Origin of the sequence: Actinoplanes sp. URMC 104, assembly GCF_051386375.1 — a bacterium.
Taxonomy (GTDB): domain Bacteria; phylum Actinomycetota; class Actinomycetes; order Mycobacteriales; family Micromonosporaceae; genus Actinoplanes.
The window spans coordinates 2,265,777-2,292,189 of record NZ_JBPQTO010000002.1 but is presented as its reverse complement, the minus strand read 5'-3'; the positions used below and the strand labels follow the sequence as shown (position 1 = coordinate 2,292,189).

The 26,413-nt window shown below is 71.6% G+C and carries 19 protein-coding genes; 11 read left to right on the top strand and 8 right to left on the bottom strand.

Annotated elements, in window-relative coordinates; all coding sequences use genetic code 11:
- Window positions 1–2,209 precede the first annotated feature (2,209 nt).
- From ACSNN8_RS11675 to ACSNN8_RS11655, 5 genes are all read left to right on the top strand, one after another.
- Window positions 2,210–2,863, top strand: a complete 654-nt coding sequence (locus ACSNN8_RS11675) for a hypothetical protein (RefSeq protein ID WP_436648718.1) — start codon at window positions 2,210–2,212, stop codon at window positions 2,861–2,863.
- Window positions 2,864–3,098: 235 nt separating this feature from the next.
- Window positions 3,099–3,815 (top strand): hypothetical protein, encoded by a 717-nt coding sequence (locus ACSNN8_RS11670; protein WP_436648717.1) that lies wholly within the window; start codon window positions 3,099–3,101, stop codon window positions 3,813–3,815.
- Between the two features lie 483 nt (window positions 3,816–4,298).
- Window positions 4,299–6,152 carry an SCO2524 family protein gene (locus ACSNN8_RS11665; protein ID WP_436648715.1) on the top strand — a complete coding sequence of 618 codons (1,854 nt, stop codon included), beginning with the start codon at window positions 4,299–4,301 and terminating at the stop codon, window positions 6,150–6,152.
- 4 nt (window positions 6,153–6,156) lie between these two features.
- The gene (locus tag ACSNN8_RS11660) at window positions 6,157–7,074 is read left to right on the top strand and encodes an SCO2523 family variant P-loop protein (RefSeq protein WP_436648713.1); all 918 of its coding nucleotides are present in this window, start codon (window positions 6,157–6,159) and stop codon (window positions 7,072–7,074) included.
- Entirely contained in the window at window positions 7,071–8,048 is a 978-nt protein-coding gene (locus tag ACSNN8_RS11655; RefSeq protein WP_436648712.1) for an SCO2522 family protein, read from the top strand. Before ACSNN8_RS11660 ends, ACSNN8_RS11655 begins: the two co-directional genes overlap by 4 nt.
- Here ACSNN8_RS11655 and ACSNN8_RS11650 read toward each other — a convergent pair whose 3' ends face one another.
- Window positions 8,049–9,071: an SCO2521 family protein gene (locus tag ACSNN8_RS11650; RefSeq protein WP_436648710.1), complete on the bottom strand. Its 1,023-nt coding sequence runs from the start codon at window positions 9,069–9,071 to the stop codon at window positions 8,049–8,051.
- A 153-nt stretch (window positions 9,072–9,224) separates the two neighbouring features.
- Between ACSNN8_RS11650 and ACSNN8_RS11645 the strand changes: the two genes are divergently transcribed.
- The 3 genes from ACSNN8_RS11645 to ACSNN8_RS11635 all read left to right on the top strand — a co-directional run bounded on the left by ACSNN8_RS11645 (window position 9,225) and on the right by ACSNN8_RS11635 (window position 15,684).
- Window positions 9,225–13,568 (top strand): HEAT repeat domain-containing protein, encoded by a 4,344-nt coding sequence (locus tag ACSNN8_RS11645; RefSeq protein ID WP_436648708.1) that lies wholly within the window; start codon window positions 9,225–9,227, stop codon window positions 13,566–13,568.
- 277 nt (window positions 13,569–13,845) lie between these two features.
- A complete protein-coding gene (locus ACSNN8_RS11640) occupies window positions 13,846–14,640 on the top strand; it encodes an SCO2525 family SAM-dependent methyltransferase (protein ID WP_436648706.1) in 795 nt (264 codons plus the stop codon).
- A gap of 93 nt (window positions 14,641–14,733) precedes the next feature.
- Window positions 14,734–15,684, top strand: a complete 951-nt coding sequence (locus ACSNN8_RS11635) for an FAD-dependent oxidoreductase (RefSeq protein WP_436648704.1) — start codon at window positions 14,734–14,736, stop codon at window positions 15,682–15,684.
- 21 nt (window positions 15,685–15,705) lie between these two features.
- Here the strand turns inward: ACSNN8_RS11635 and ACSNN8_RS11630 are convergent, their stop codons facing one another.
- Window positions 15,706–16,602: a hypothetical protein gene (locus ACSNN8_RS11630; protein ID WP_436648703.1), complete on the bottom strand. Its 897-nt coding sequence runs from the start codon at window positions 16,600–16,602 to the stop codon at window positions 15,706–15,708.
- Window positions 16,599–17,249, bottom strand: coding sequence for a hypothetical protein (locus ACSNN8_RS11625; RefSeq protein ID WP_436648701.1), 651 nt, complete (start codon window positions 17,247–17,249; stop codon window positions 16,599–16,601). The genes ACSNN8_RS11630 and ACSNN8_RS11625 overlap by 4 nt, the downstream gene beginning before the upstream one ends.
- Before the next feature lie 180 nt (window positions 17,250–17,429).
- Here ACSNN8_RS11625 and ACSNN8_RS11620 point away from each other — a divergent pair, with 180 nt between their 5' ends.
- Window positions 17,430–18,521 carry a glycoside hydrolase family 19 protein gene (locus ACSNN8_RS11620; protein ID WP_436648700.1) on the top strand — a complete coding sequence of 364 codons (1,092 nt, stop codon included), beginning with the start codon at window positions 17,430–17,432 and terminating at the stop codon, window positions 18,519–18,521.
- On the opposite strand, the gene ACSNN8_RS11615 is transcribed toward ACSNN8_RS11620, so the two are convergent.
- Genes ACSNN8_RS11615 through ACSNN8_RS11605 form a run of 3 tightly spaced genes read right to left on the bottom strand, consistent with a single transcriptional unit; the run spans window position 18,464 to window position 21,029 of the window.
- The gene (locus tag ACSNN8_RS11615) at window positions 18,464–19,147 is read right to left on the bottom strand and encodes a hypothetical protein (protein WP_436648699.1); all 684 of its coding nucleotides are present in this window, start codon (window positions 19,145–19,147) and stop codon (window positions 18,464–18,466) included. The genes ACSNN8_RS11620 and ACSNN8_RS11615 overlap by 58 nt on opposite strands.
- Window positions 19,148–19,179: 32 nt before the next feature.
- Entirely contained in the window at window positions 19,180–20,127 is a 948-nt protein-coding gene (locus tag ACSNN8_RS11610) for an aldo/keto reductase (protein WP_436648697.1), read from the bottom strand.
- Window positions 20,128–20,144: 17 nt separating this feature from the next.
- A complete protein-coding gene (locus ACSNN8_RS11605; RefSeq protein WP_436648695.1) occupies window positions 20,145–21,029 on the bottom strand; it encodes a helix-turn-helix domain-containing protein in 885 nt (294 codons plus the stop codon).
- A gap of 121 nt (window positions 21,030–21,150) precedes the next feature.
- Here ACSNN8_RS11605 and ACSNN8_RS11600 point away from each other — a divergent pair, with 121 nt between their 5' ends.
- A complete protein-coding gene (locus tag ACSNN8_RS11600) occupies window positions 21,151–22,173 on the top strand; it encodes an alcohol dehydrogenase catalytic domain-containing protein (RefSeq protein WP_436648693.1) in 1,023 nt (340 codons plus the stop codon).
- Here ACSNN8_RS11600 and ACSNN8_RS11595 read toward each other — a convergent pair.
- Complete coding sequence (locus ACSNN8_RS11595) at window positions 22,159–22,776, bottom strand: TMEM175 family protein (protein ID WP_436648691.1); 618 nt, start codon at window positions 22,774–22,776, stop codon at window positions 22,159–22,161. The two genes, ACSNN8_RS11600 and ACSNN8_RS11595, sit on opposite strands and share 15 nt — an antisense overlap.
- Window positions 22,777–22,820: 44 nt before the next feature.
- A complete protein-coding gene (locus ACSNN8_RS11590; RefSeq protein WP_436648689.1) occupies window positions 22,821–24,416 on the bottom strand; it encodes a glucuronyl esterase domain-containing protein in 1,596 nt (531 codons plus the stop codon).
- A gap of 353 nt (window positions 24,417–24,769) precedes the next feature.
- Between ACSNN8_RS11590 and ACSNN8_RS11585 the strand changes: the two genes are divergently transcribed.
- Window positions 24,770–26,347: a DHA2 family efflux MFS transporter permease subunit gene (locus ACSNN8_RS11585; protein WP_436648688.1), complete on the top strand. Its 1,578-nt coding sequence runs from the start codon at window positions 24,770–24,772 to the stop codon at window positions 26,345–26,347.
- Window positions 26,348–26,413 lie beyond the last annotated feature (66 nt).

Below are 26,413 nucleotides of genomic sequence, written 5' to 3'. Positions count from 1 at the left end.
CCCTCGCGGACTGACAACACAAAGAGCGCAATTTCCATACATCAAACAAAGGGACGTGACGGTATTGTTCGCGTCAAGCCTGTTCGGTGGACCGTGGCGGCCGCGTCACCCATTTCCTCGTGACCGCCGCGCGTTTTGCCCCGGTCATAGCTGCGGCCGCCACTGCAGCCGCCACTGCGGCCACCGTCTTGGCCAACACTGCGGCCACCGCTCCGTCCGTCACCGCGGCAGTCGCCGCAGGCGCCACCACGGCCACCGCTTCAGCCGCCACCACTGGCACCCCTGTGGCCGTCGCCTTTGGGCACCGCGAGTCGCCGGAGGAAAACGGAGAGTGATCGGAGTGGACCGGCGACGGGTCCACGGTGACTCGACATGCTTGAAGATTTTGCCAGAATTGTCTGACCCATCCGCGGGCGGATGGCCGCGCTGATGAATCTTGGAGATAGCAGGGCTGTCGGCCGGAGGGCAAGAGGCGTGAAAAGTGTTTTCGAGACCGATTCGAGGTACGGGCTACGAAACAGGGCCGTCGCGCGGCCAGGTGCTGCTCCGATCTTCGGCGTCCCGGCATCGGCCGGTTCTTTCCCGGTGATGCGCGAAGAGTCATCGCTGATTGCCGACTCGTACTACGCCTGACGAGTAGTGACATCGAGCCCTGAGAGCGCGACCCCATTCCAGCGCCGGCGGTGCCGATGTCCCGGGATGCGGCGTGTCTACATCGGATGGTTGTCGATGCTTCTGGGCCGTTAGGCTGCTCGGGCATGACCGAAGGTGCGCGGAACGCATCGGTGACCGCGTGTGCTGGACGCCGGGTGTGCCTTCGGCCGGACGGTGAAAGCAAAGGCTGTGCGACGCGCTCCGGGGTCTCCACGTCTGCGGTTGGGCACTGTCACCCGGCGTGTTCGCCGCCGGGCCGCCACTCGTAGCGTCCTGCACTCCCGTGTTCACATGCGGTGCGTCCGTTATATGCAGTGTGGGCGGACGTGTTAGGGCTGTCGGTGCCGCATGAGTCAGGTGCTTTATCGGGAAACGCCGTCCCCGGTCACCGTCGCCGACCACCAGGTCGAACCCGGCGAACAACGGGGACGGTCACAGGATCGCCGCCCGCTCACCGTGTTCGAGGTTCTTGCCGCCGTCGGTGGTGGCTGGAACAAGCGAGCCGACTGGCCGATCCCGCGGCCGCGCCCGGCTCGGACGGGCGCCGTTTGGTGTAGCTGACGGAAGCACGCCCGCAGCCCGGGCGTGGTGGCTGGCTGGCGTGGGTGGTGAGCGGCCGGATCGGAGCTCGGCCGCCCGGTATCTCCGCGAGGCGTGGTGGACAGCACGATGCCAAGCCACGGAGGACGACCTGGCGTCCAACCAGGTCGGCCGTGGAGGTCGGCACGCGTTGTTCAGCATCAGGCGCGCCATGGGCTGGGCCGTCCTGCCGACGGCGAACGGCAACGGTGGCTCGCTTCAGCATCGGCTCTGGGTGCGGAGCCAGGGCAGATCGAGGATCGCGGCGTCCCAAGAGACCGGGCCCAGCGGCAATGCTCAGCCGGCGGGCGGGCCTGGTTGCCGCGACGAGCCGGAACTGCTGACAGCAGCACAGCCGATGGCCGGGAGGAGGCGCTCCCGACAGACGCCTGGTAGATGGCTGAGAGTTGGAGCTGCTAAGGGCGGCGCGGCGGTGGGCCGGGGGTTGGAGCTGCGAAGACGCGGCGTGGCGGTGGGCCGGAAGTTGGAGCTGCGGAGGCGTGGCGCGGCGTCGGACCGGAGGTTGGAGCTGCAAAGGGGCGGCGCGGCGTCCGAGCCGGAGGTTGGAGCTGCGGAGGCGTGGCGCGGCGGTGGGCCGGAGGTTGGAGCTGCGGAGGCGTGGCAAGGCGGTGGGCCGGAGGTTGGAGCTGCGGAGGCGTCGCGCGGCGGTGGGGCCGGAAGTTGAGCAGCGAAGGGCGCGGCCCGGAAATGGGAGCTGCGGACAGCGGCGAGGCGGGCGGGCCAGCAGGCCGTTACCGGTGGCTGCATGTGTTGTGGCTGGTCAGGGCGTTGAGAGCGCCCGAAGGAAGCGTTACGTGCTGGCGGGGTGACCCTCCGGGAGGGGTCCGCCGAACGGTCAGCGACGCCCGGTCGATCCGGCGCTGGAGCATGACCGCCGGGGCGACATCCGACGTGGGCGAAATGCGGTTTTCCATACCGTAAGACACCACGCAATACGGCACGAAAGGGAAACGCGATGAACAAGCTCACCCGCGCCATCACCATGGGAGGGTTCGGTGTGCTCGCCGCGCTGGCCGTTGGAACCGGCCCGGCGCAGGCTGTGACTCCGAGCGCCGCCACCCCGGAGAGCAAGACCGTGGCGAGCCACAACGTGTGGCGTGGCGAAAGCCAGGTCGTCGGCTTCTACCGGACGCTGGGTCAGTGCGAGCTGGCCGGCCAGTACGGCGAGCGGGCCGGTGCGTGGGACGACCACAACTGCACCCTGACCCGCGTCGGCGTCCGGCGGGGCGCGTGGGCCCTCGAGGTTGCTGACTACGACAACTGGGGCCGGTTCGGCTTCGGCCGGCCGTTCCAGGTCGTCCGTGGCTTCCCGACCCAGTTCCGTCCCGTCTGGGCGGGCGCGCTCCGTCCGGGTCGCCCGGGTCAGTTCGTGCACTTCCGCCCGGGCTCGCACCGGTCGGACTGGATCCGGGACCGTGACCGTCGTCACCACGGCGGCCGCGACTGGGACCACGACGGCCGCGGTGGCCGGGACAACGACGACCGCGGTGGCTGGGACCACCACGACGGCCGGGGCAACGACGGCCGGGGCAACGACGGCCGGGGCAACGACGGCCGGGACCACGACGGTCGTGGCAACAACGGCCCGGGTCGCCCCGGCCCCCGCTGACTCAGCGGCACGTCCGAGCTCTCCGGCAGCCCGCCAGGGTCAGGTCGGGCAGGAGGCTCACGACGTGTTTGAGATCGTTCGGAAAGAGAGTCCTATCGCACGATCCATAGGCTGAGAGTTCCTCGAGTCACCCCTGGTGCCGCCGGGCGTTATATCGCCCGGCGGCACCGGGCTCTATGGGTCGTGCCGACGGCGCGGTGACGCCCCACCGCGTCACCTCGATCGAGGAGATCCCATGAACGACAACCAGACGAACGGGCACGTCAAGCCGCGTGGCCGCGCCCCCTTGGACAGTGTGACGGCGGTGTACCCCGTGATCACCCTGCCGCTGCAGGCGGCACCCGCGGAGCCGGCGCCGGAGCAGCAGGCGCCGGAGCAGCGGCCCGCCGGCGACGCTTTGCAGGTGCTGACGCTGGCGCAGCGTACGGCCGAGGAGTACATCGCCGCCGCGAACCTGCAGGCCCGGCAGCAGCGCGCCGAGGCCGAAGTGGTCGTCGAGCAGATCCGGCAGGACGCCCGGGCGTACGCCGAGCGCGTGCGCGCCGAGGCGGACGAGACGTTGAACGGGGCGCGCATGGCGGCCGAGGCCATCGCGCGGGAGGCGCAGGCGCAGGCCTCCAAGATCCGGATGCAGGCGGAGAAGGAGCTCGCCGACGCCCGCGCCGAGGCGGAGCGCATCATCGCCGGCGGCAGCAAGATGGCCGAGCAGCTGGAGGTGCGGGCCCAGCAGCGGTACGAGGACGCGGTCGGCGGCCTGTCGGTCAAGCGCACGGCGTTGCAGGAGCAGATCGAGGCCCTGGAGGTCTTCGACGCCGACTACCGCCGCCGGCTCACCGCATTCCTGCAGGGACAGCTGCGCGCACTGTGGACCGACCGCCCGCAGGCCACCGACATCCCGGAGGCCGAAACGCCCGCGCCCGGCGGTCCGGCGAACGGCGCCCGAAGCGCTTGAGCAATGCGCACCGAATGGTGACTGACATTCGTACGGCAAAGACGGAACGCCGGCCTCCGGAATGGCATGGCAAAGCGCGGGAACGCGACGATTCTTCATCCCGGGAAATGCGAGCGCGAAGCGGCGGGAGCGGTAACGCCGCGGTCACTCTGTGCAGCCGAGATGGGTGTTTTGTGCCTTGGTGCGTCCGAAGCGCATTCCCGGAACTCCGGCATAGCGCCTGCCGAGGCACGAACGACGCCGCAGGACGGCGCCCGCCCGGGCGGTGAGCGAAGTCGATGTGTGCAGCTATTACTGTCCCGGAATCGCCGCTCGGTGGGCCGTCAAGATCGGCTAAAGACGGCCCCGATAGGGCGACGCCACGCCCGCCGGCCATTTCCGGAGGGCTGACCTGCGGCGCCTGTCCACTACGCTAACCTTACTGGCCTTTCGGCGGGCCGCTCCGGCTGCGGCAGCCGAGTCGTGGACGGGGTTGGAATACATATGAGGGTGCAGCCGAGACAGCAGTTGCTGGACATCTGGGAGGCCGTCGCCAAGTCCTCCTGGAGCGACGGCGAATGGATACCCGGCGGGCGGTTCGGGAGCAACTCGATCGCCGACGCCGAGCAGCTGCTGTGCCTGCTGTTGCCGGCGACCCAGGTCGAGACGTTCGGCCTCGACCGGCCCGACCAGACCGACGACCGCATGGTCGACGCGCTGCGCAAGCTGGGCACCGCCACCGACATCCCCCGGGTCCTCACGCGGGTGCTCAACGACTACTTCGAGCGCTACACCGAGAAGGGCGCCCCCATCTTCGCCGGCGGGGGCTACTACGAGATCGCCGACACCGGCGAGGACCCGGCGCCCGAGCACACCATGCTGCCTATCGTCGACTCGTACGCCCTCTCGATCACGCTCTCGCTGGCCACGCTCGGCTTCATCCGCGTCTATCGGCGCTCGGTGACCCGCGGCGACGTGCGGTCCCAGATCGACCGGCTCGAGGCCGCGGCCAGCCTGCGGCTCAGCGCCGCGATGGTCGGCCTGCTGCGCAGCTTCTCGGTCAACGTCTTCGCGGTCGACTCCGACGAGGGCATCCGGCTGTGCACCACGGTGAACCAGAGCGGTCTGCCGCGCCGGTCGGTGGTGGCGCAGCTGCACACCGAGCTGCGGCAGACGATCGCGAGCTTCCGCGAGGTGCTCATCGGTTCCGGCCAGACCAGCGACCTGGAGCTGCCCGACCGCCTGTTCGAGTGCGGCTGGTCGTGGAGCGTGGTCCACGACGCTCCCGAGATCGAGACGAGCGAGAAGATTGGCGAGCAGCCGGCCGGCGTCGGCGAGGACAAGCCGTACCTCTACTTCACCGTCATCGCCCTGAACGCGGTCGAGGCGCTGTTCTCCGAGCGCACCCGGGTGCTGGGGCTGCTCAACGAGGAGCAGCAGCGGCTGGCCCGCGCGCTGCAGCTGCGGTCCGACCTGACCCGCACGTACTGGGCGACGGTGGCGACCTTCGGCGGCGGCGAGCGCTGGCCGCTGGAGAACATCCCGTGGCAGACCAACGACGGCGAGCAGTCCGACTACTTCACGCTGCAGGTGACCTCGCTCGCCGTGAAGGGGCTGGCCCAGGTGCGCGGCAGCGACAGCGAGCTGGCCCGCGTGGGCCGGGTGCTCGCCACCCTCGCCGAGCGGGCGCGCATCACGAGCCGCCCGATCGAGGACGACCCCAACATCCGGTTGCACTACCCCGGCGTGCAGCTCACGCTCGGCGGCAGCGAGCGGTCGGCAGACGGCAAGGGCGACCTGCCCAAGCTGGCCTGGTCGGTGCCGGAGTTCTCGGCGCTGCTGCTGCTGCGCTCGGTCAACATCGCCTCGCTGATCAGCGACCCGGTCGAGCGGACCCGCCTGCTCGACCTGGGCGACCAGGTGTGGGACCACCTCTACCGCCGGCGCGCGCAGGGCGGCCGTTACGCGGGACTGTGGGACTACCCCGCGACGGTCTATCCCGACCTGACCTTCCCCGACAGCGGACCGTCCTGGTACTACACCGAGCGGGTCGTCGAGTCGCTGGTCGCGGTCGCCAACGTGCTCGACCAGCCGCCCACCCGCAACGAGGTGCTGGGCCGCTACGCGGTCGACCTCCTGCGCGAGGCGCAGCAGATCTACGACCGCGAGCTGCTCAACGGCGGGCTCGAGGCCGGTCCGCAGCTGCGCGACGTGCTGCGGCTGGTGAACATCACGCTGAGCCGCGCGCGCGAGATCCTCTCCGAGCGGCCCGGCACCGCCGCCGCGCTCGCCATCGACGTGCTGCGCCAGCTCGACCGGCTCGAGGCCGCCCGCCACAACGTGGCCGTGGAGGCGTGACGACATGCTGATCTTCGCCGCGTCCGACAAGGGTGGCACCGGGCGGTCGGTCACCAGCAGCAACGTGCTCTATCGCAGCGCGCTGCAGGGCAACGACGTCTGCTACCTCGACTTCGACTTCGGCTCGCCCACCTCGGGGTCCATCTTCGACGTGGTCGAGGTCGAGCGCGGCACCCGCGACGGCGGCCTGCACTCGTACCTGCTGGGGGTGAACGCGGAACCGCAGCGGCTGGAGATCTGGACCGAGTCCGACCGTGCCAGCCTGCGCGACCGGCCGCTCGGCGCGGGCCGGATGGTGCTGATGCCCGGCGACATCGACGGCGGCGAGTTCGTCGCCACCTCCGAGGTCATCGACCGGTGCTGCCGGCTGTTCCTGCGGCTCGACGAGGAGTTCGACGTCTGCCTGGTGGACCTGAGCGCCGGACGCTCGTACGCGTTGGAGATGGTGCTGGCCGCCACCTCGATGCCCGCCATGCAGACCGTGAAGAGTCGCTGGCTGGTCTACCACCGCTGGACCCGCCAGCACGTGATCGCCGCGTCCGGCCTGGTCTACGGCGAGCGGGGCATCTTCGACACCGGCAAGAGGTACGGTCACAAGGAGGGTGACCTGGCCGACTCGCTGCGTTTCGTGCACACCGCGGTGGTCGACCCCGACTCCGTGGAGCTGGCCGGGTTGCAGGCCGAGCAGGTCGCCTGGTTGCGGGCCTGCGACAGCAGCCTCAAGGACCTGGCCGGCCAGCTGCGCGTGGGCCGGTCGCTGCTGCTCGGGTCCGTGCCGCTCGACCCGGTGCTGCAGTGGCGCGAGCAGCTCATCTCGGACAACGACGTGCTGATGCGGGGCATAGCCAACCCGTCGACGCGGTCCGCGTTCGAGAGCCTGGCCAGGAAGATCATCGACGACTCGGCCTGGGAGCCACTATGAGCAGCCCGTGGAGTGTCGCCTTCAACGAGGCGGAGGCCCAGCCCCGGCCCGGGTCGACGCCGCTGTCCCACCTCTCCATCGAGCTGGGGCACCTCTACTTCGAGGACTTCGCGGCCGGCCCGGAGTCGCTCGCGCGCTACTTCGAGCGGATCCGCCCGTGGATCGAGGCGACCACCAGCATCCTGCGCCAGCGGGTGCCCTCGCAGCGCGCCCGGATCAGCACGTGCTTCCTGATCGACGACTACTACAAGCGGTTCAGCTCGCCGGCCGAGGTCCTGCCTCAGCTGATCAAGGCGGCCGAGTCGCAGAACGTGACCATCGACTACATCGCGCGCGAGTCCGGCTGCGCGGAGGCCCAGGGCGTGCCGCTGGCCGAGCTGGTGCTCAGCCGGCTCGTGCCCGACCCGCATCCGGGCAGCACGGGCGTACGCCCACCGGTCACCGTCAGCGGCTGGCTGTGCAACGGCCAGCGCAGCCCCGGCGCGGGCGGCGAGGGGCAGGCCATGTCGGCGGCGGGCCTGGGCTGGCAGCCGCCGGCCGAGAACGGCGCGCTCAACAACCACTCGATCTTCCTCGACGTGCAGTTGTGGGACGAGCGCAACGGCAAGCGGCGCTATTCGTGCCCCTACCTGGCGACGATCTGGCAGCTGCTGCGGCTCGGCCTGATCCGCTACGGCGGCGCCAAGGTCGCGAACCCGGTGCACCTGGAGCGGTTCCCCGAGGAGTGGGACAGGCTGCCGGTGATCACCCAGGTCAACGAGGAGGCGCCGGCCTTCAGCGCGTACACGACGTTCTCGATCCTGGGTCACCGCTTCCTCAATGTCGAGCACGCCGTCCGGACGATCATGCAGCAGGTCGACGTCGAGCAGGCGGTCGCCGACCAGGTGAACCGCCGCAGCACCGCCGAGGGCATGACGCTGCCCGCCGAGCTGTGGGAGCGCATCGAGTACCTGTTCGTGGCCGACCGGCCCTGATCAGGGCGCGGCGAACGGCAGCGGAGCGGCCGCCGCGGCGTTCTCGGCGGCCTCCTCGAGCAGGGTCATCGTGTTGAGGTTGAGCTGGTCGCGGATCCGGTCCACCGACGTACGCCACTGCTTGTTGAAGCCCGCCCGCTCGTCGAGCAGCTTCCACAGCGGCAGCATCGCCGGGTCGAGGTGCGCGGCGGGCATCCACAGGTGCAGCAGCCAGTCGACCGCGGGGTGCAGTTTACGAACCCGCTGCGTACGGCCCCCGGCCGTGTCGAGGCTGTTGTCGAGCACGGTGAGGATCGTGGTGAGCAGCCAGTCGTGCAGCGCGAGGTCCTCGCACAGCGCCCGCAGTTCGGCCGGGTGCTGCCCGTCGTCGGCGTGGATCAGCAGCGTGCGCGTCGTCTTGGAGTCGATGCTGAACGAGGCGCGGTTGCCCTTCGTCGCCGGCAGGACGGCCCAGCGCAGCGTGGTGCGGCTGGTCCGCAGCGGGCGCTTGCGGTCGAGCAGCGACGACGCCTGGATCTCGTCGACGGCGCGGCCGCTGATCGCGCCGACGTCCAGGGTGACCGCGCGGCGGTTGCCGGCGAGGAATCCCTCGGCCACGTCGGCGGCGGCGAACTTGCCGATGGGCTCGAGCGTGCCCGGCCGGGCCAGGTAGTGCGACCAGGGCAGCCGCAACCCGTGCCGGTGCACCGGCACGACGGTCGTGCGGGCGGACCCCTGCACGATGTGCCCGCCGGTGACGGTCACGTGGCCGATCACGGTGCCGATGGCGCGCGTGTCGCGGTTGGTGGCCGACGGCAGCGAGCAGTCCACTCCGGTCAGCCGGTCGGGCGAGGCGGCGTACGCGATCGGTCGCTCGGAGCGGCGCACGCGCTCGCCCACGACCAGATCGAGCAGCTCCTGGACGCGATCGCTGGGCAGTGCCGTCGAGTTCTGCAGGAGTCCGGTGTGGATCTCGCCGAAGGTCAGCACGCCGGCGCGCGCCGGGTCGGCACTCGTAAGATCACCCTTCCCCTCACCGGTCACCGATCGTGCAGATTTCACCGCATCGGCGGCCCGTTGCACAACCATGTCGGTCGGCCCTGTCATTGTTTGATCCCGATGACTGTGATCCCTGTGAATGGCGCCGCCCTGGTACGTTGAGTCACCGGACAACTGCGCTCGGCCCTGGGGGCGGTGATGACGCGAGCCTATCTGTCCTCGACATACTCCGACCTCCGGGAATGCCGCGAAGCCGTCCGGCTGGCCCTCGAGCGGCAGTCCGTCGACGTCCTCGGCATGGAGGGCTACGTGGCCGGCGACGCCCGGCCGCTCGACCGCTGCCTGGCCGACGTCGCGCGCTGCGATCTCTACATCGGCGTGTTCGCCTGGCGCTACGGATTCATCCCTCCGGGACAGACGCGGTCCATCACCGAGCTGGAGTACCGCGAGGCCGAGCGGCTGGGCATCCCGCGCCTGATCTTCCTGGTCGCCGAGGAGGCGCCGTGGCCGCGGTCGCTGATGGACAAGGGCGCGGACGCCGGGGCGATCGAGACGCTGCGCGACCAGCTGCGGGTCGAGCACGTGGTCAGCTTCTTCTCCGGGCCGGCCGACCTGCAGAGCGCGGTGGCCGCCGCGATCGCCAACGTCCGCGACGCCGGCCGCGCCGCCCCGCCGCGGGGGACGGCCGGCGAGCAGAGCCTGAGCCGCTACTACGAGCGCCTGGTGCAGAGCTACGGCGGGCTCGACCTCGACTCGCTGACCCCGCCGCGCACCAGCGAATATCTGCAGGTCAAGCTGACCACGGTGTTCGTGGAGCCGTACGTGCGTGCCGACCCGCCGCCGGCCGAGCTGCCCCGCGAGTGGCTGGAACGGCTGCGCGACCGCGGTGACCTCGACCCGTCCGACCTGCCCGACCACGTGGACGCCGCGGAGCTGGCCAGCCTGCAGCAGTCGTACCGCGCGAAGCCGTTGCAGCGGCTGTTCGACGTGATCGCCGCGCCGGATGTGCGCGCGACGGTGGTGCTCGGCGATCCCGGCTCGGGCAAGTCGACCGTGTCGCGTTACCTCGCGCTCAGCCTGGCCGGCGCGCGCGGCAGCCGCCTGCCGCACGGCCTCGCCGACCACCTGCCGTTCCTCATCGAGCTGCGCAGCTACGTGGCCGCGGCCGGCGAGGGCCGCTGCGCCGACTTCCTCGGCTACCTCGACCACCGCAGCCACAACGACGGGCTCGGCCTCGACCGCGACACCCTCGAGAACCACCTGCAGGCCGGCGGCCGGGCGCTGTTCATCTTCGACGGCCTCGACGAGGTGTTCGACCACCGCCGGCGCAGCGAGCTCGCGCAGCAGATCGTCGACTTCCAGACCCGCAACCCCGCCGTACGGGTCGTGGTGACCTCACGCATCGTCGGCTATTCGCGGCGGCTGTTCACCGAGGCGAGGTTCGAGCACTACACGCTGCAGGACCTCGACGAGAACCAGATCAACGAGTTCCTCGGCCGGTGGTATCCGGGCCCGTCGTCCGAGCCCGGCGACGCGGCCGGCGCCGACCGGGTGCGCCACCGGCTGGTCGAGGCGATGCAGCAGTCGCCGGCGCTGCACGAGCTGGCGGGCAACCCGCTGCTGCTGACGATCCTCGCGATCATCGGCCGGCACCGGCGGCTGCCGCGGGACCGCTGGACGCTCTACGACCACGCGACCGACGTGCTGGTCGAGAACTGGGACGTCCACCGGCACCTGGACCGGCCGGACCGGGCCGAGTTCATCGACCTGCGCGACAAGAAGGCCCTGCTGCGCCGGCTCGCGCTGCACATGCAGTCCGCGCCGCAGGCGCTGAGCGCCAACTACGTCGGCCAGGACGACCTCAAGGACGTCTTCGCCGACTACCTGCGCGACCGGTACGCCATGCCGCCCGCCGAGGCCGGCCGGGTGGCGCTCGCGATGATCGGCCAGTTCCGCGAGCGCAACTTCATCCTGAGCCGCTACGGCCTCGACATCTACGGCTTCGTGCACCGCACGTTCCTCGAGTTCTTCTGCGCCGAGGCGATCGTCGCGAAGTTCAAGCACGACCAGCAGTGGCGCATGCCGGAGCTGCGCGAGCTGTTCCTGGCGCACTGGGCCGACCCGTCCTGGCGCGAGGTGCTGCGGCTGGTCGCCGGGTCACTGCACGAGTCGCACACCGCGGAGCTGGTCGGCATGCTCGTCGACGAGGTCAACACCGCCTGGCCGCCGGGCGAGTTCGACCTGCCGCCGTGGAACCTCGCGCTGGCCGCCCAGTGCCTGGCCGAGGCGGGCACGCTGCACCAGCACCTGGCCCGGCCCGCCGGGGCGCTGCTCCGCAAGATCATCCTGCTGCTCGAGCACAGCGTCGGGCGCAACGACCCGGAGCTCGCCACGCTGCTCGGCGACGAGATCCTGCCCGCGGCGCGGGCGATCGGCGCCAACTGGCCCAACCGCGGCGACTACCTGAGGTGGTACCGGCGCCGGGGCGTACGGCTGCTGTGGGCGCCGACGATGAGCCTGGCCGCGCAGTTCGCAGCGGTGCTGGCCAAGCCGTCGGATCACCTGGAGGAGGTGTTCGACGGTGAGCTGGCCCGCATCGGCGACAGCCGTGCGGCGTACGCGGCGGTGGCCGGGCTGGCCGACCTCGCGGGCCCGCGCCCGGCCGAGTCGCCGGCCCGCGCGCTGCTCGTGCGCCGCGTCTGCGAGGACCGGCACGCGGGTGTGCGCCTCGACGCCGTCCAGGCCCTGGGGGAGCGGTTCGGCGTGGACGACGAGCTCGCCAAGGTGCTGATCGAGCGCGCCCGCCAGGACGGCTCGCCGGGCGTGCGACGGGCCGCGGTGCTGGCCCTCGACGAGCGCCACGGACCCACGCCCGAGGTGCGGGCGCTCATGGTCAACCGGGCGATCGGCGACCCCGACGCCAACGTGCGCCGCGACGCCGTACGCGCCCTGGCCAAGCATTTCCCGCCCGACCACGAGCTGCGCGACAGCCTCGTCACGGTGCTGCGCAAGGACCGCGACGCCGAGGTGGTGGCGCTCGCCGCCGAGGCCCTGCTCGACCACTTCAGCTCGCGCAACGAGGTGCGCGACCTGCTCGTGCAGCGGGCGCGCAACGACGGCGAGGGTGCCGTACGGCGGGCGGCCGTGCGTGTGCTCGGCGACCGGTGGCCGGCTGACGAGTTCGTGGTCGACCTGCTGCTGCGCGCGATCGCCCAGGAGCCCGACGCCTCGGCCCTGCGCGAGGCCGCCCGCTGCTTCCTGGCCCGGTCGCTCGACCGCCGGCAGGCCGACGCCCGCACGGCCCTGATCGCCCGCCTGACCGGCGACCCGCAGGAGGACATCAGGCTGGCCGCGGTGCAGGTGCTGACCGAGCAGTTCCGCGACGGGCCGGACATCCGCGAGGCCACGCTCGCCCGCGCCGAACAGGACAGCGACGCCGACGTACGGCTGGCCGCCGTGACCGCCCTGGTCCGGTGGGCGCCGGCCGACGACGCGCTGCTGCAGGTGCTCGAACGCCGGGCCACCGGCGACCGGAACGTGGCCGTGCGCAGCGCCGCGCTGAGCGGTCTGGTGGCCGCGCGCTGGGACGGCGCCGGCGCGCGGGCGCTGCTCAGCGAGGTCGCCGTCGCCGATCCCGAGGCGCAGCTGCGCCAGCAGGCCCTGCGCGTGCTCGCCCAGCGGCACGGCGGCAACGCCGAGGCCCAGCGGCTGATCGCCGAGCGCTGCCGGGCCGACAACAACCGGGACGTACGCCTGACCGCGGTGCACGAGCTGGCCGGGCTCGACGACGTGACCGGCGGCGCCCGCGACACGCTGATCGACCGGGTCCGCCACGACCAGAGCGGCAAGGTGTTCGAGCGCGCCGCCGCGGCGGTCGAGGACTGGCTTGGCACCCATCCGGCGGGCCACGACATCCTGACCCGCCGCGCCACAGAGGACACGAACGCGCACGTACGGTCGGCGGCCGCGGCCCTGCTCGGCCGGCTGCACCCGGTGGCCGCCCGCGACACGTTGGCCCACCTCGTCCGCACCGACCGCGATGCCGGCGTCGTGGAGGCGGCCGCGTCCGCGCTCGCGAGGACGGTCGAGCCGGGATCGGTGGCGGCGGCCCGGCACGTGACCGATCTCGTCGGACGGGCCACGGGCGACGACGCGACGATCCGGCAGTGCGCCGTGCGATTGCTGGGCGAGCATTACGCCGCCGCGCCGTGGGTGCTGCCCACGCTGCTGGAGGCATCCGGAACCGACGACAATCCGCTGGTACGCCGCGAGGCGCTCACCACGTTGGGAAATCGGTTCACCCAGTCGGAGGTCTACGACGCCGTGATCGCCGGCGTGGAGGATCCGGACTGGTCCGTGCGCGAGGCCGCCGTACGCCTGCTGGGTCTGTATTTCGCCGCCGACCCGCGGACCCGGGAAAGACTGACCAGGCTGGCCGGCGGCACGGCGGACCCGCAGCTCAGGCTGGTGGCCGGGCAGACGCTGAGCTGGCTGCCGGGCGCCGATCCCGGCGAAATGCCACCACTTCCCCGTACGGGATGAACTGCCCGCGGGGCGAGGCCGTATCTCAGCCGTAATGGATCCGACATTGAGAGCGAAGGGGGACGCCGATACGCTTCCGTCCGGCCCGTTTGACCACCGCTCCGACGTGGAATGTCACACCGGAGTGGAATTGCGTGTGCGTGATCGAAACGTTGTGCCAGACAGGGGCCGTTGATCCCGGTTTGATTCCACCGCATCGAGGAGTTGTTGGCAGATGGGGGCGCACGCCGCTGTGAGGCAGGCCCGCCGCGGCACTGCCGGGTCCCGCGGGACCCGTGTGGAGCCGAGCCGCCCGCTGACCCCCGACGGGCAGGTGGACTGGGACGCGTTCGCGGCGCACGACTACTGGAAGGCCAACTACGCCTTCATGCGCGCCGACGACCGTCTCTTCCTCGAGATGGTGCGCGACTTCTTCGGCGCCGAGGCGAGCTCCACCCCGGCCGGGTCCGGCGTCGACGTCGGCTCGGGCGCGAACCTCTATCCGGCGATGTCGATGCTTCCGCTCGCCGACGAGATCACGCTCTGGGAGTACGGCGCCCAGAACTGCGCGTGGCTCCGCGAGCAGCTGCCGCACTACTCGACGTACTGGGACCGCTATTGGCAGACGCTGCGCGAGCACAAGGCGTACGAGGCTCTCGGCTCCCGCGACGTCCGGCGCCGGCTGGCCCGGGCCGCGACCGTACACCAGGCCAGCCTCTTCGACCTGCCCGAGCAGCAGTTCGACGTCGGGACGATGTTCTTCGTCGCCGAGTCGATCACCAGCGACGAGGGCGAGTTCCGGCGCGCGGTCGCGTCGTTCATGGAGGCGCTCAAGCCCGGGGCGCCGTTCGCGGCCGCGTTCATGCGCAACTCCACCGGCTACGTGGTCAAGGACCACAAGTTCCCCGCGGTCAAGGTCGACGAGGACGGCATCGCCGAGTGTCTCCGCGCCTTCGCCTCGGATCTGCGAGTCCACACAGTGGACACCCGCGGCCGGTCGATCGACGCCCAGGATCGGTCCGAGGGCGCGCCGGAGAAGCAGTTGCGCGACGGCTACGAGGGCATGATTCTCGCGCTGGGGCACCGGCAGTAAGGCCTGCTCGCCGCCGCTTTCATTGATCGTCATGAGCGTGCGGCGGCGCCGGGGATATTCACGGAACCGGCTGCCGACCGTTACGCTCGGCTGATGAGTCGCCGCTCCCCGGACGCCCTTGTCGTCGGTGGTGGCGTGTCCGGCCTGACCACGGCCGTGTGTCTGGCCGATGCGGGCTACTCCGTGCGGGTCTGGGCCGCGGACCGCCCGGCGGACACGACGTCGTACGCCGCCGGCGCCATCTATTCGCCCTTTCTGATCGAGGACGAGCGCGTCTCGGAGTGGGCCGACCAGACGTTCGCCGAGCTCGAGGCGCTGGCCCGCGAGGACGGGACGGGCGTCGCGATGGTGTTCGGCCGGGAGGTGTGCCGCACCCACGCCGAGGCGCCGCCGTGGGCGCTGCGCGTGCCCGACTTCCGCATGTGCGACCCCGAGGAGCTGCCGCCCGGCTTCGCGAGCGGCTGGAGCTACACGGTCCCGGTCGTCGACATGCCCGTCTACCTGGCCTACCTGGAGAAGCGGCTCGCCGAGCGCGGCGGGTCCGTCGAGCGGCGGCGCATCACGTCGCTGGCCGAGGCCGCCGCCGCGGCGCCCGTGGTCGCGAACTGCACCGGCATGGGCGCCCGCGAGCTCGTACCAGATCCCCGGTTGCAGCCCATCCGCGGCGAGCTGGTGGTCGTGTCCAACCCCGGCATCACCTCGTTCGTGGCCGAGCACAACGACACCGAGCGCGAGCTGACCTACCTGCTGCCGCACCGCGACTTCGTCGTGCTGGGCGGCTCGGCCGAGAAGGACCGCGTCGACCGCGACCGCGACCACACCGTAGCCGCCGGCATCATCGCGCGGTGCGTGGAGATCGAGCCGCTGCTCAAGAACGCCGAGGTCATCGACCATCGCGTGGGCATCCGCCCGGCCCGCGAGCCGGTGCGCGTCGAGCGGACCACCCTGGCCGGCTCCGCCGTGCTGCACAACTACGGCCACGGCGGCGCGGGTGTGAGCATCTCGTGGGGGTGCGCCCGATACGCGGTGAGCCTGCTCGCCTGAGGCGACGCCCGGCGGCTCATGTCAGGCGCCGGGCTGATCCTGCCACGGGAGCGGGTGCGGGATGCGGTGCCACCACCACCGGTCCGACGAACCCGGCGGCAACGGACCGGTGGCAGCGGCCAACGCCCGGCCGCCGTCGTCGTCGGTGAGCTCCGCGAAGCGACCGTCCACCTCGGCCACCGCTCGGGCGGCGACGCCCCGGGCCGGTTCCGGCAGCGTCTCCGCGAGGCGCGCGAGGTCGTCCCGGGTCTCGAGGTCCTCCCGGTAGTACGCCGCGGGATACCAGCCGTCCGGCGGCCAGCCTGCGACGAGGCGGGCCACCATCGCCTCCCACGCGCCGAGCACCATGGTGACCTTCCGGGCCGTCTCCGCCGCAGCCGTGCCCGTCCCGATCAGCGGCCCCAGCGAGTCCTCGAGCCGGTCACCCACCGGCGTCGGCATCCGGTGCTCCCGGATGACCTCCGGCGTCGCTGCCACGCGCAGACCGGGCAGGGCCGCGATCGGGTGCTCCACGACATCGATGCGGACGGCGGCGGGGCCGTAGTCGTCGGCGGAGTCCTCCTCGTAGATCCTTGCCCGGGTGCGCTTGCCGTCGGGCCCGACCAGCCAGAAGGCGCTCGGCGGAAACGTCGACGCCCGGTAGGCCACGACGGTCCGCAGCCTGCCGGCCAGCCAGGCTGCCGCGGCGGGCTCGGTGGGCGGCCGAGCGATCGTCGCGCCGAGATAGACGTCCAGGTGCCAGTGCAGGTGACCGGTCAGCGGGGTGACCGTGCAGCTCACCGGCGCCTCCCAGTTGCGGTCGTCCTCGCCGTCATCGCCGACGTCGACCTGGTCGGGAGCGAGTGCCAGCATCGACGCGAGCGCCGAGGCGAGCCGTTCCCGATCCAGCTCGCCGAAGATCCAGAATCCGTAGCTCACGGCTCGTACGTCCCGTCGTAGATCGCCTTTGCCCTGGCCACCGCCTCGGGGTTGGCGGTGAAGCGGGGGTTCCTGCTGAGCTGCGGCGCCGCGGACAGGTCGCCGTCCGCCCTGGCGATCTCCTTGAGCGCCGCGTACTCGTTGCGGTCGAGCCTGACCATACCGATGCCCGAATCGGGAAACAGCCTGCCGCTGGGCTCCACGCCGTAGGAGCGGCCGTTTATCTCGTACCGCTGGGTCCTGGTGTTCCAGGTGGCCTCGCCCGCCGCGATGCCCTGCGCGTCCTGGGCGGCCACGCCCTCGTAGCCCCGGAGGTAGACGGTGTTGTCCTCGTCCACCCGTCCGCCGCGCGCGCCGGCGATGGTGTGCCGCCGGTGCGGCGGCTGCACGTCCAGGCCGCGGGCGCTGCCGACGACCGAGTCGGCGGCTCGCCAAGGAGGTCCGCTCGGCTCGTCCGGCGTGGTGCGGCCGCCCGGTCCGCGAGCCGACGAGCCGGCCCGGCCGTCCTCGGCCCAGTTGCCCACTCGGTCCTGCGCGGCGCGAATGCTCTCCGCGTCGTCGCCGCCGTGGCTGGGCCGGGACCGTCGTGGCGGTGGCGGGCCGTCGTCGTCGCCGCCTTGGCCGCCGCGTGGGCGTGAACGAGGCATCACCAAGCCGTCCGTGAGTGCGGGAAGTCGGTCGTCAGGGTATCGACGGGTGTCACGCGCTCCCTGGATTGCCCGAATGACTAAAGTTTGTTTACAGATATTGACGGGCCTCGGCGCATTTGGTGTGGTCGATGTGTCGCGCGCGCACCCCTATCCCCCTCGGTGCACGAAAGGTCCGCCATGAAGAGGAAACGTCTGCTCACCATGCTCGCCGTGCTGGCGGTGAGCGTCGTGGGTGTGGTGGCGCCCATGGCGGCGTCCGAAGCGGCCGCCGCGTGCGTGACGCCGTACAACAGCGGCGCGGTCTACACGGGTGGCATGACGGCGTCGTACAACAGCCGCAACTGGACGGCCAAGTGGTGGACGCAGGGCGAGGCGCCCAGCACCGGTGGCTCGGGTGTGTGGCAGGACAACGGGGCCTGCACCGGCGGCAGCGGCGGTGGTGGCGGTGGGACGACCGGCTGCAACTACCCGAACTGGGTGGCCGGGCAGTTCTACGCCGTCGGCGCGGTCGTGCGGTACACGAACGGGCAGTTCTACCAGGCGACGCACGAGAACCCGGGCTACGACCCGGTCATCAGCACGTGGTTCTGGTCGCCGTACGCCTGCAACGGCGGCGGTGGCGGCGGGGACACCGGCGGTGGCGGCGGGACGAGCGGGTTCGTGGTGAGCGAGGCCCAGTTCAACTCGATGTTCCCGGGGCGCAACAGCTTCTACACGTACGCGGGTCTCGTCGACGCCATGAAGAAGTTCCCCGCGTTCGCGACCTCGGGCAGCGACACGGTCAAGAAGCAGGAGGCCGCGGCCTTCCTCGCCAACGTGGGCCACGAGACCGGCGGGCTGGTCTACATCGACGAGATCAACCAGGCGAACTGGCCGCACTACTGCGACTACTCCCAGCCGTACGGGTGCCCGGCCGGCCAGTCGGCCTACCACGGCCGCGGCCCTATCCAGTTGAGCTGGAACTTCAACTACAAGGCCGCCGGCGACGCGCTCGGCGTCGACCTGCTCAACAACCCCAACCTGGTGGCCACGAACTCGTCGATCTCGTGGCAGACGGGCCTCTGGTACTGGATGACCGGCACCGGCGCGGCCGGCACGACGTCGCACAACGCCATGGTCAACGGCCAGGGCTTCGGCACGACGATCCGTGCCATCAACAGCATCGAGTGCAACGGCGGCAACCCGGGCCAGGTCTCGAGCCGGGTGGCGAGCTACACCCGCTTCGCCGGCCTCCTCGGCGTCCCCACCGGCGGCAACCTCACCTGCTGACCCTCGTCGACGGCGTGAGCGGTGGCGCTCACGCCGTCGGCGGTGACGCGGCGACGCTCGGTCGGGCCCACGGCCTCGAGGGGCTGGGTCCAGAACCAGCCCCGCACCCGCGGCCCCAGCTCGCGGCGGGCGCCGGGCGGTGGGGCGGGGACGGGGAAGGTCAGGGGTGGCGCCGAGCGGACCTCCTCGAGGTTGGCCCTGCCGGTGAGGCTCAGCCACGGCACGCTCGCGCCGACCTGGGCCTCGACCGGCAACCGCGCGAAGCGGTCCCACTCGGCGGCCAGCTGGTCGAGGGTGGGGATGTCGCCGTCCTCGCCCGGCAGGCGCTGGGGTGGCTGGTCGACCTCGAGCAGGCGCAGCACGTGGCGCAGGGCGCGCGGGCCGATCACCCACAGCTTCTCGGGCATGCCGCCGAAGCCGTAGCCGAGCACGACGCGGTGGACGCCGCCGCCGGGGACGGCTGCGGCTCGGATCAGGGGCTCGGGGTGGCTGTTGCGTTCGACGAACCAGATGCCCGCCGTACGGAGGGTCTTCTCCAGCCTGTCGGCGTCGAGTTGCTCGGACGGACGCAGCGCGAACACGCCCGTACCGATCGACGCCTCGGGAAAGACTGCCGCCACGATCATCCGAGGATTCTTCAGGATGGACGGGCCGACGGCTACTGGGCCAGGGGCGCCGAGGCGTCGTCGAGCGCGGTGGTCTCGTCGGCGGTGAGGTCGAGGGTCGCCGAGGCGATGAGGGCCGGCAACTGCTCGACCGTACGGGCACTGGCGATCGGGGCGGCGACGTTCGGACGCGTACGCAACCAGGCGAGCGCGACCGTGGCCGGCTCGACGCCGCGGGACTCGGCGATGCCGGTCAGCGTCTTCACGACGGCCAGGCCGTCCTCGGTCAGGTACTTCTGGGCGCCGCCGCCGCGAGGGCTGACCGCGAGGTCCTCGGTCGTGCGGTACTTGCCGGTCAGGAACCCGCTCGCCAGCGCGTAGTAGGGCAGCACGGCCAGGTTCTCGTCGGCGGCGACGGGGGCGATCTCCCGCTCGTACGCGGCCCGCTCGACCAGGTTGTAGTGCGGCTGCACGGCCACCGGCAGCACGAAGCCGTTGCGCCGCGCGACCTCGAACCATTCGCGGATCCGCTCGGCGCTGTAGTTCGAGACGCCGACGGCGCGCACCTTGCCCGCCTTGACCAGGGCGTCGAACGCGCCCGCAGTCTCCTCGAGCGGTGTGCCCGGGTCGTCGTAGTGCGCGTAGTACAGGTCGATGTGGTCGGTGCCCAGCCGCTTCAGCGACGCGTCCGCGGCGGCCGCGACGTTGGCGGCGGCGAGGCCCCGGAACTGCGGGTGCTGGCTGACCTTGGTGGCGATGACGACGCTGTCGCGGTTGCCGCGGGCGGACAGCCAGCCGCCGATGATGGTCTCGGACTCGCCGCCGGAGTTGCCGGGCACCCACGCCGAATAGCCGTCCGCGGTGTCGACGAAGTTGCCGCCGGCCTCGGTGAACGCGTCGAGGATCCGGTGCGAGGCCGCCTCGTCGCTGGTCCAGCCGAACACGTTGCCGCCCAGGTTGAGCGGGAACACCTCGATGCCGCTGCTGCCCAGAGTGCTCATGGTCATCCCTTCATCGGTCAGACCGTTCGGATACCCCGGCGCCGCTGGTCTATCGGGTGAGCTTCGTCGCCGCCCAGCAGCAGCAGGTGCAGCGCGTTCCGGTCGGGCGTGCCGGCGGGCGCCGTGTAGACGAACATCGTCTGCTCGGCGTCGTCGGGCAGGGTCAGAGCCTGGTACGTGATGGTCAGGTCGCCGACGGTCGGGTGGCGGAAGCGCTTGGTGCCGCTCGTGCGCGCCAGCACCTGGTGGTCGGCCCACCACCGCCGGAAGTCCTCGCTCCGCACGGACAGCTCGCCGACCAGCGCCGACAGGTCCGGGTCGTCCGGGTGGCGGCCCGCGTCCACCCGCAGTGTCGCCACCGTCTCGGCGGCGATCACCGCCCAGTCCGGGTGCAGGGCCCGGGCGTTGTCGTCGAGGAAGATGAACCGCGCGTAGTTGCGCCGGCGGGCCGGCAACGCGTTGAAGTCGCAGATCAGCGCGCGACCGGCCCGGTTGATCGCGAGCACGTCCATGCGGCGCCCGACGATGAACGCGGGCGCGGCTGCCTCGTCGAGGGTCTCGAGCAGCTGGTACGTCGCCCGGGCCACCTGCTGCGGCCGGCGCGGCGCCCGGCGGCGGGCCTCACGCGGCCGGGCGAGGTCGAACAGGTGGGCGCGCTCGGTGTCGTCGAGCCGCAGCGCCCGCGCTATCGCGTCGAGCACCGGCTCGGACGGGTTGAGGTTGCGGCCCTGCTCCAGGCGTACGTAGTAGTCGACGCTCACGCCGGCGAGCGCGGCCAGCTCCTCGCGCCGCAGCCCGGGCACGCGGCGCGCCCCGGCCGTCTCGCCGAGGCCGAACTCCTCGGGTCGCAGACGCGCGCGCCGGGACCGCAGGAACTCCTTGAGGTCAGCGTTGGAGGCCACGTGATCCAGTATCGGCGGCGCCGGGGCGAGTGGAAGCCCGAACCTGGTCCTGGTGTTCCTAGGGTGCGCCTTGCCAGTTCCCGCAGCTCAGCGCGCCTTCCGCGGCGGTTCGATGGTCCCCATGACCACATACCGTTCCGCCCAGGTCTCCGAGCCGGGCGCCCCCTTCCGCATCGTCGAGGCCGAGCAGCCGTCGCCCGGCCCGGGTCAGGTGCGCGTCGCCGTCGAGGCGTGCGGCGTGTGCCGCACCGACGCGGCCTTCGTCAACGCCGCGTTCCCCGTGTCGTTTCCGCTGGTCACCGGCCACGAGATCGCCGGTCGCGTGGACGCGATCGGCGACGGGGTCGAGGGCTGGGCCGCCGGCGACCGGGTGGCCGTCGGCTGGTTCGGCGGCAACTGCGGCATCTGTGCGAGCTGCCGGGCCGGGGACCTCATCCACTGTGTACGCCTGCAGGTGCCCGGCTGGGCCTATCCGGGTGGCTACGCCGACGCGCTGGTCGTCCCCGCGACCGCCCTGGCGCGCATCCCGGACGCGCTCACCGCCGCCGAGGCCGCGCCCATGGGCTGCGCCGGGGTGGCCACGTTCACGTCGTTGCGGGGCAGCTCGGCCCGGCCCGGCGACCTCGTGGCGGTGCTCGGCCTCGGCGGGCTCGGGCACCTGGGCGTGCAGTTCGCCGCCAAGCTGGGCTTCGAGACCGTGGCGATCGCGCGCGGCGACCGCTCGGCTGCCGCGGCCGGACTCGGCGCCCACCACTATCTGGACAGCACCGCCGGCGACGTCGCCGAGCGGCTGCAGGAGCTCGGTGGCGCCCGTGCCGTGCTGGCCACCGCGGGCGACTCAGCGGCGATGAGCGCCACGATCGACGGCCTCACCCCCAACGGCGAGCTGATCGTCGTGGGCGCCGACCCGGCCCCGATCGAGGTGAGCCCGTTCCAGCTGATCTCGACGAGCCGCACGGTGCACGGCCACCCGTCCGGCACCGCCCGGGAGGTCGAGGAGACGCTGCGGTTCGCCGCCCTGACCGGCGTGCGGCCGCTGGTCGAGACGCGCCCGCTGACCGAGGTGCAGTCCGCGTACGACCGGATGCTCAGCGGCGAGGCGCGCGGCCGGATGGTGCTGACGCCCGCCTCACTTCCAGCGTGAGCGGATCGCCCGCTCCAGCGGCGTGGTCAGGAACATCAGCAGGAACGCCAGGAAGTTGACGGTGCCGGCGAAGACGGCGCCGATCACGGTGGCCGCCACCTGCGCGAGGAAGGCGGCGAAGTTGCCCACCACGACCGCGGCCGGCACGGGGGTACGGCCGGCGCTCAGAGCGGGGTGCCTCCGGGCGTACAGGGAAAGGAGCGTCAGCGAGCCGCTGGCCAGCACCAGCGCCCCGCCGTAGAGGGCGACGCTGCCGGCCGACGGCTCGTACGCGGTGATGATGGCGGTCGGGATCGGCAGGAACGCGATCGCCAGCGTCCACAAGGCACTGAGCGCCACCAGGCGCGGGCGGATCAGCGACAGGTGCTGGAAGATCCGGTGGTGGGCCCACCACAGCCGGAAGATCACGGCGAAGCTGAGCAGGAACGCCGCAAAGTCGCCCCGGTGCTCGCGCACCAGGTCGCCGAGGCCGGGATGCCCCTCCGACAGGTCGGTGATCACGTCGAGCAGCGGCAGGATGAGCAGCGTGAGCGCGAGCGCGGCGACCGCGTCGGTGAACAGGACAAGACGCTCGGAGGTGACCTCCGATTCCGGCTCGGGCACGCAGGCAGTATGGCGCGGCGGCGGTCGCCGCCGCGCCCTCGTGGTCAGGAGGCGGTGCAGGTGAGGATGGGTGTGCCGGGGGAGCCGGTGGCCTGGAAGCCGAACTCGGTGGAGCCGCCGGCCGGGAGCCCGCCGTTGTAGGCGACGTTGGTGAACCGGACGGTGCCGCCGGTTGTGGTCCGGGTGGTGTTCCAGGAGCTGGTGACGGCGGCGCCGGGCGGGAGGGTCAGGTCGACGGCCCAGCCGTCGACGGGGGCGGCGCCGGCGGTGACCCGGATCGTGGCGACGAAGCCGCCGGTCCAGGCGTTGACGCTCGCCGACGCCGAGCAGGCGCCGGTCGGCGGCGGAGTGGACGGCGGCGGGGTGGTGGGCGTCGTAGGGGGATCGGTGGGTGTCGGGGATGTGCCGCCGCCCAGAACCGGCGTCTGCCAGCTGACCCAGTCGGCCAGGCGGCCCTGCGCCCGGCTCGAGATGCGGATCGCGCCGGGGTCGTTGCCGGTCCGCAGCAGGTGCCTGCGGATGTTCTGCTGCAGCGGGGTCCGCCACTCCGCGCGGCCGGCGCAGTGGGTGCCGTCGCTGACGTCCGACCAGTACGAGATGGCGTCGCCCGCGCCGAGCGCCCGGTAGACCTCGGCGCCGGCCAGGGCGGCCACGCTCGCCGAGCGCGGGCCCAGGTTGGCGATGTGCGGGTTGTCCATGATGAACAGTCCGCGCGGCGCCACCATGGCGACGATCTCGTGGGTGTCCACCGGCAGGCGGGTGGGGCTGCCGGTGAACGAGCCGAACGCGTCGCCGAGCCAGGGCTGCTCCCCGTACGCGCTGGACAGGCTCTGCGCCCCCTCGCCGGGGATGCCGCGGAAGATCGGCACGCCGGCGCTGCCCGACTCGATCGGCATGGTCAGCGCGACGCGCTGGTCGAACGCGCCGGCCACGAACGCGCCCTTGCCGAACCGTGAGCAGCCGGTGACCCCCGTTGCGTCGCCTCGCAGCACGCTGCCGCCGGCCTGCTCGATCACGTCGATGATGCGGCTGACGCCCCACGCCCAGGCCATGAGCAGGCCGGTCGGGCTGGACGAGCCGTAGAGGCTGTAGAACGCGCCCTGCTTGCTGGTGCGCGGCGTGCCTTCCTTGCCCACCGCGTACGGGTCGTAGCTGATCACCGCCGCGCCGGCCGCCTTGATCGCGGCCGTGTCGGCGCCGAACCCGCCGAACACCACGACGGCGGGGAACGGGCCCGTGCCGCTCGGCAGTTCGACCTTGGCGGAGAAGCTCGCGCTGCGGCCCTGAGCCGCGACGTTGACGGTGATCGAGCTGCTCGACACCGTGCCGGTGACCGACTGCGGCTTCGCGGGCTTCTCGCCGTACACGAACTTCTCGGACAGCCGCTTGATCTCCTCGCGGCGGCAGGTCCACTCGGCGCGCGTCGTGATGCGGGTGCCGTCGAGCTTGCGGAACGGGTCGGGCAGCCGGGCGTCGGTGGGCAGGGATCCGGAGTCGGGGAGGGCGGGGACGGCGCAGGCGGCGCCCTCGTCCTCGACGCCGGGAGCGGCGAAGGCGGGGATGGCGGTCATCGCGGCGCCGGCCGTGAGTGCTGCGGTCAGCACCACGATCGCCGTGCGGAACCGGAAACGGACGGTCACGACGCTGCTCCTTCCGGTGGAAGGGGGAGGGAATGGGAGCGCTCCCGATCGAGTTTCCGCGGCGCCATAGAAGCGTGTCAATGTTCTCGGAAACTTCCAGCGCATCGGGGGCGAGGACAGGCTCCGGCGCCAGGTCAGCGGGGGCGAAACTTGCGGGCTGCGCGGACGTCGTCATTTCTGTGACGACTCTCACGCCGGATCGGAGGGCAGGCTGACAGCGGAAGGGGCACCCGGATCGCTTTGCTGAGGGCACGCTGAAAACGAGATGCCGCTCGTGACGCAGAGGTGCGAGCATGAGCACTTCCGTGCCGAGCCTGAAGAGCCAAGACACCCGACCGGGGGAGAGTTCACCCGTGACCGAACAAGCCACAGCAGGGCCTCCGGCCAAGCTCGACGCCGCGGTCCTCAAGATCGCCGGGGTGGTGGTGCTCGGCGCGATCATGTCGATCCTCGACATCACCGTCGTCAGCGTCGCCCTGCCCACGTTCCAGACCGAGTTCAACGCCACGTACGCCGAGGTCGCGTGGACCATGACGGGATACACGCTGGCGCTGGCCACCGTGATCCCGCTGAGCGGCTGGGCAGCCGACCGCTTCGGTACCAAGCGGCTCTACATGATGGCGCTGCTGTTGTTCACGCTCGGCTCGGTGCTCTGCGCCACCGCCGACTCGATCCAGCAGCTCGTCACCTACCGGGTCATCCAGGGCCTCGGCGGCGGCATGCTGATGCCGATCGGCATGACGATCATGACCCGGGCGGCCGGCCCGGAGCGGATCGGCCGGCTGATGGCCGTGCTCGGCGTGCCGATGCTGCTCGGCCCGATCGGCGGCCCGATCCTGGGCGGCTGGCTGATCGAGGCCGCGAGCTGGCACTGGGTCTTCCTGATCAACCTGCCGATCGGCGGGATCGCGCTGGTCTACGCGTTCTTCGCGCTGCCCAAGGACGAGCCGCACCCGTCGGAGTCGTTCGACTTCCTCGGCATGCTGATGCTCTCGCCGGGTCTGGCCCTGTTCCTGTTCGGCGTCTCGTCGCTGCCCGAGGAGGGCACGATCACGGCGCCCAAGGTGTGGGTCACGATGCTGATCGGCGCGCTGCTGGTGATCGGCTTCGTGCTGTACTCGTTCAAGCCGAAGCACCCGCTGCTCGACCTGCGCCTGCTGCGCAACCGCAACCTGAGCGTCGCCTCGATCTCGCTGTTCGTCTTCATCATCGCGTTCATGGGCGCCGGCCTGCTGTTCCCCAGCTACTTCCTGCAGGTGCGCGGCGAGTCCACGCTCGACGCCGGTCTGCTGATGGCCCCGCAGGGCATCGGCGCGGTGCTGACCATGCCGATCGCCGGCATGCTCGCCGACAAGATCCCGGTAGGGCGCACGGTGCCGTTCGCGATGACGCTGATCGCGCTCGGGTTCTTCGGCTTCACCCAGGTGGACACCGACACGTCGTACGTGTTCCTCTGCGGCTCGCTGTTCGTGATGGGCCTGGGCATGGGCGGCACGATGATGCCGATCATGACGTCGGCGCTGCGGACGCTGCAGCCCGTCGAGGTGGCCCGCGGTTCCACGCTGGTCAACATCCTGCAGCAGATCGGCGGCTCGGTCGGCACCGCGATCATGTCGGTGATCCTGACCAGCCAGCTCAACGAGTCGACGCCGATCCCCGGGCTCAACAACCCCCAGACCGGTGAGCCGATCACCGAGGCGGGTGCGGCGATCGCGGTGAACCAGGGCGCGCAGATCCCGCTGCCGCCGGAGATCCTCCAGCGCGGCCTGCAGTTCGCGGCCGACTCGTTCGGGACCACGTTCTGGGTCGGGTTCGCGCTGGTGCTGGCGACGTTCATCCCGATCGCCTTCCTGCCCAAGAAGCGCCGCCCGTTCGGCCCGGCGGGCGCGGCCGGCGAGCCCGCCGCCGAGGCGCCGATCATGATGCACTGACGTTCCACTTTCGAGAACCGCCCCGCCCCACCGCAGAGTGAGGCGGGGCGGTTTTTCTGTGGGTGG

Coding starts and splice junctions, on each gene's coding strand:
- ACSNN8_RS11675 (WP_436648718.1), top strand. CDS start 2,210: ATGAACAAGCTCACCCGCGCCATCACCATGGGAGGGTTCGGTGTGCTC.
- ACSNN8_RS11670 (WP_436648717.1), top strand. CDS start 3,099: ATGAACGACAACCAGACGAACGGGCACGTCAAGCCGCGTGGCCGCGCC.
- ACSNN8_RS11665 (WP_436648715.1), top strand. CDS start 4,299: ATGAGGGTGCAGCCGAGACAGCAGTTGCTGGACATCTGGGAGGCCGTC.
- ACSNN8_RS11660 (WP_436648713.1), top strand. CDS start 6,157: ATGCTGATCTTCGCCGCGTCCGACAAGGGTGGCACCGGGCGGTCGGTC.
- ACSNN8_RS11655 (WP_436648712.1), top strand. CDS start 7,071: ATGAGCAGCCCGTGGAGTGTCGCCTTCAACGAGGCGGAGGCCCAGCCC.
- ACSNN8_RS11645 (WP_436648708.1), top strand. CDS start 9,225: ATGACGCGAGCCTATCTGTCCTCGACATACTCCGACCTCCGGGAATGC.
- ACSNN8_RS11635 (WP_436648704.1), top strand. CDS start 14,734: ATGAGTCGCCGCTCCCCGGACGCCCTTGTCGTCGGTGGTGGCGTGTCC.
- ACSNN8_RS11625 (WP_436648701.1), bottom strand. CDS start 17,249: ATGCCTCGTTCACGCCCACGCGGCGGCCAAGGCGGCGACGACGACGGC.
- ACSNN8_RS11620 (WP_436648700.1), top strand. CDS start 17,430: ATGAAGAGGAAACGTCTGCTCACCATGCTCGCCGTGCTGGCGGTGAGC.
- ACSNN8_RS11615 (WP_436648699.1), bottom strand. CDS start 19,147: ATGATCGTGGCGGCAGTCTTTCCCGAGGCGTCGATCGGTACGGGCGTG.
- ACSNN8_RS11610 (WP_436648697.1), bottom strand. CDS start 20,127: ATGAGCACTCTGGGCAGCAGCGGCATCGAGGTGTTCCCGCTCAACCTG.
- ACSNN8_RS11600 (WP_436648693.1), top strand. CDS start 21,151: ATGACCACATACCGTTCCGCCCAGGTCTCCGAGCCGGGCGCCCCCTTC.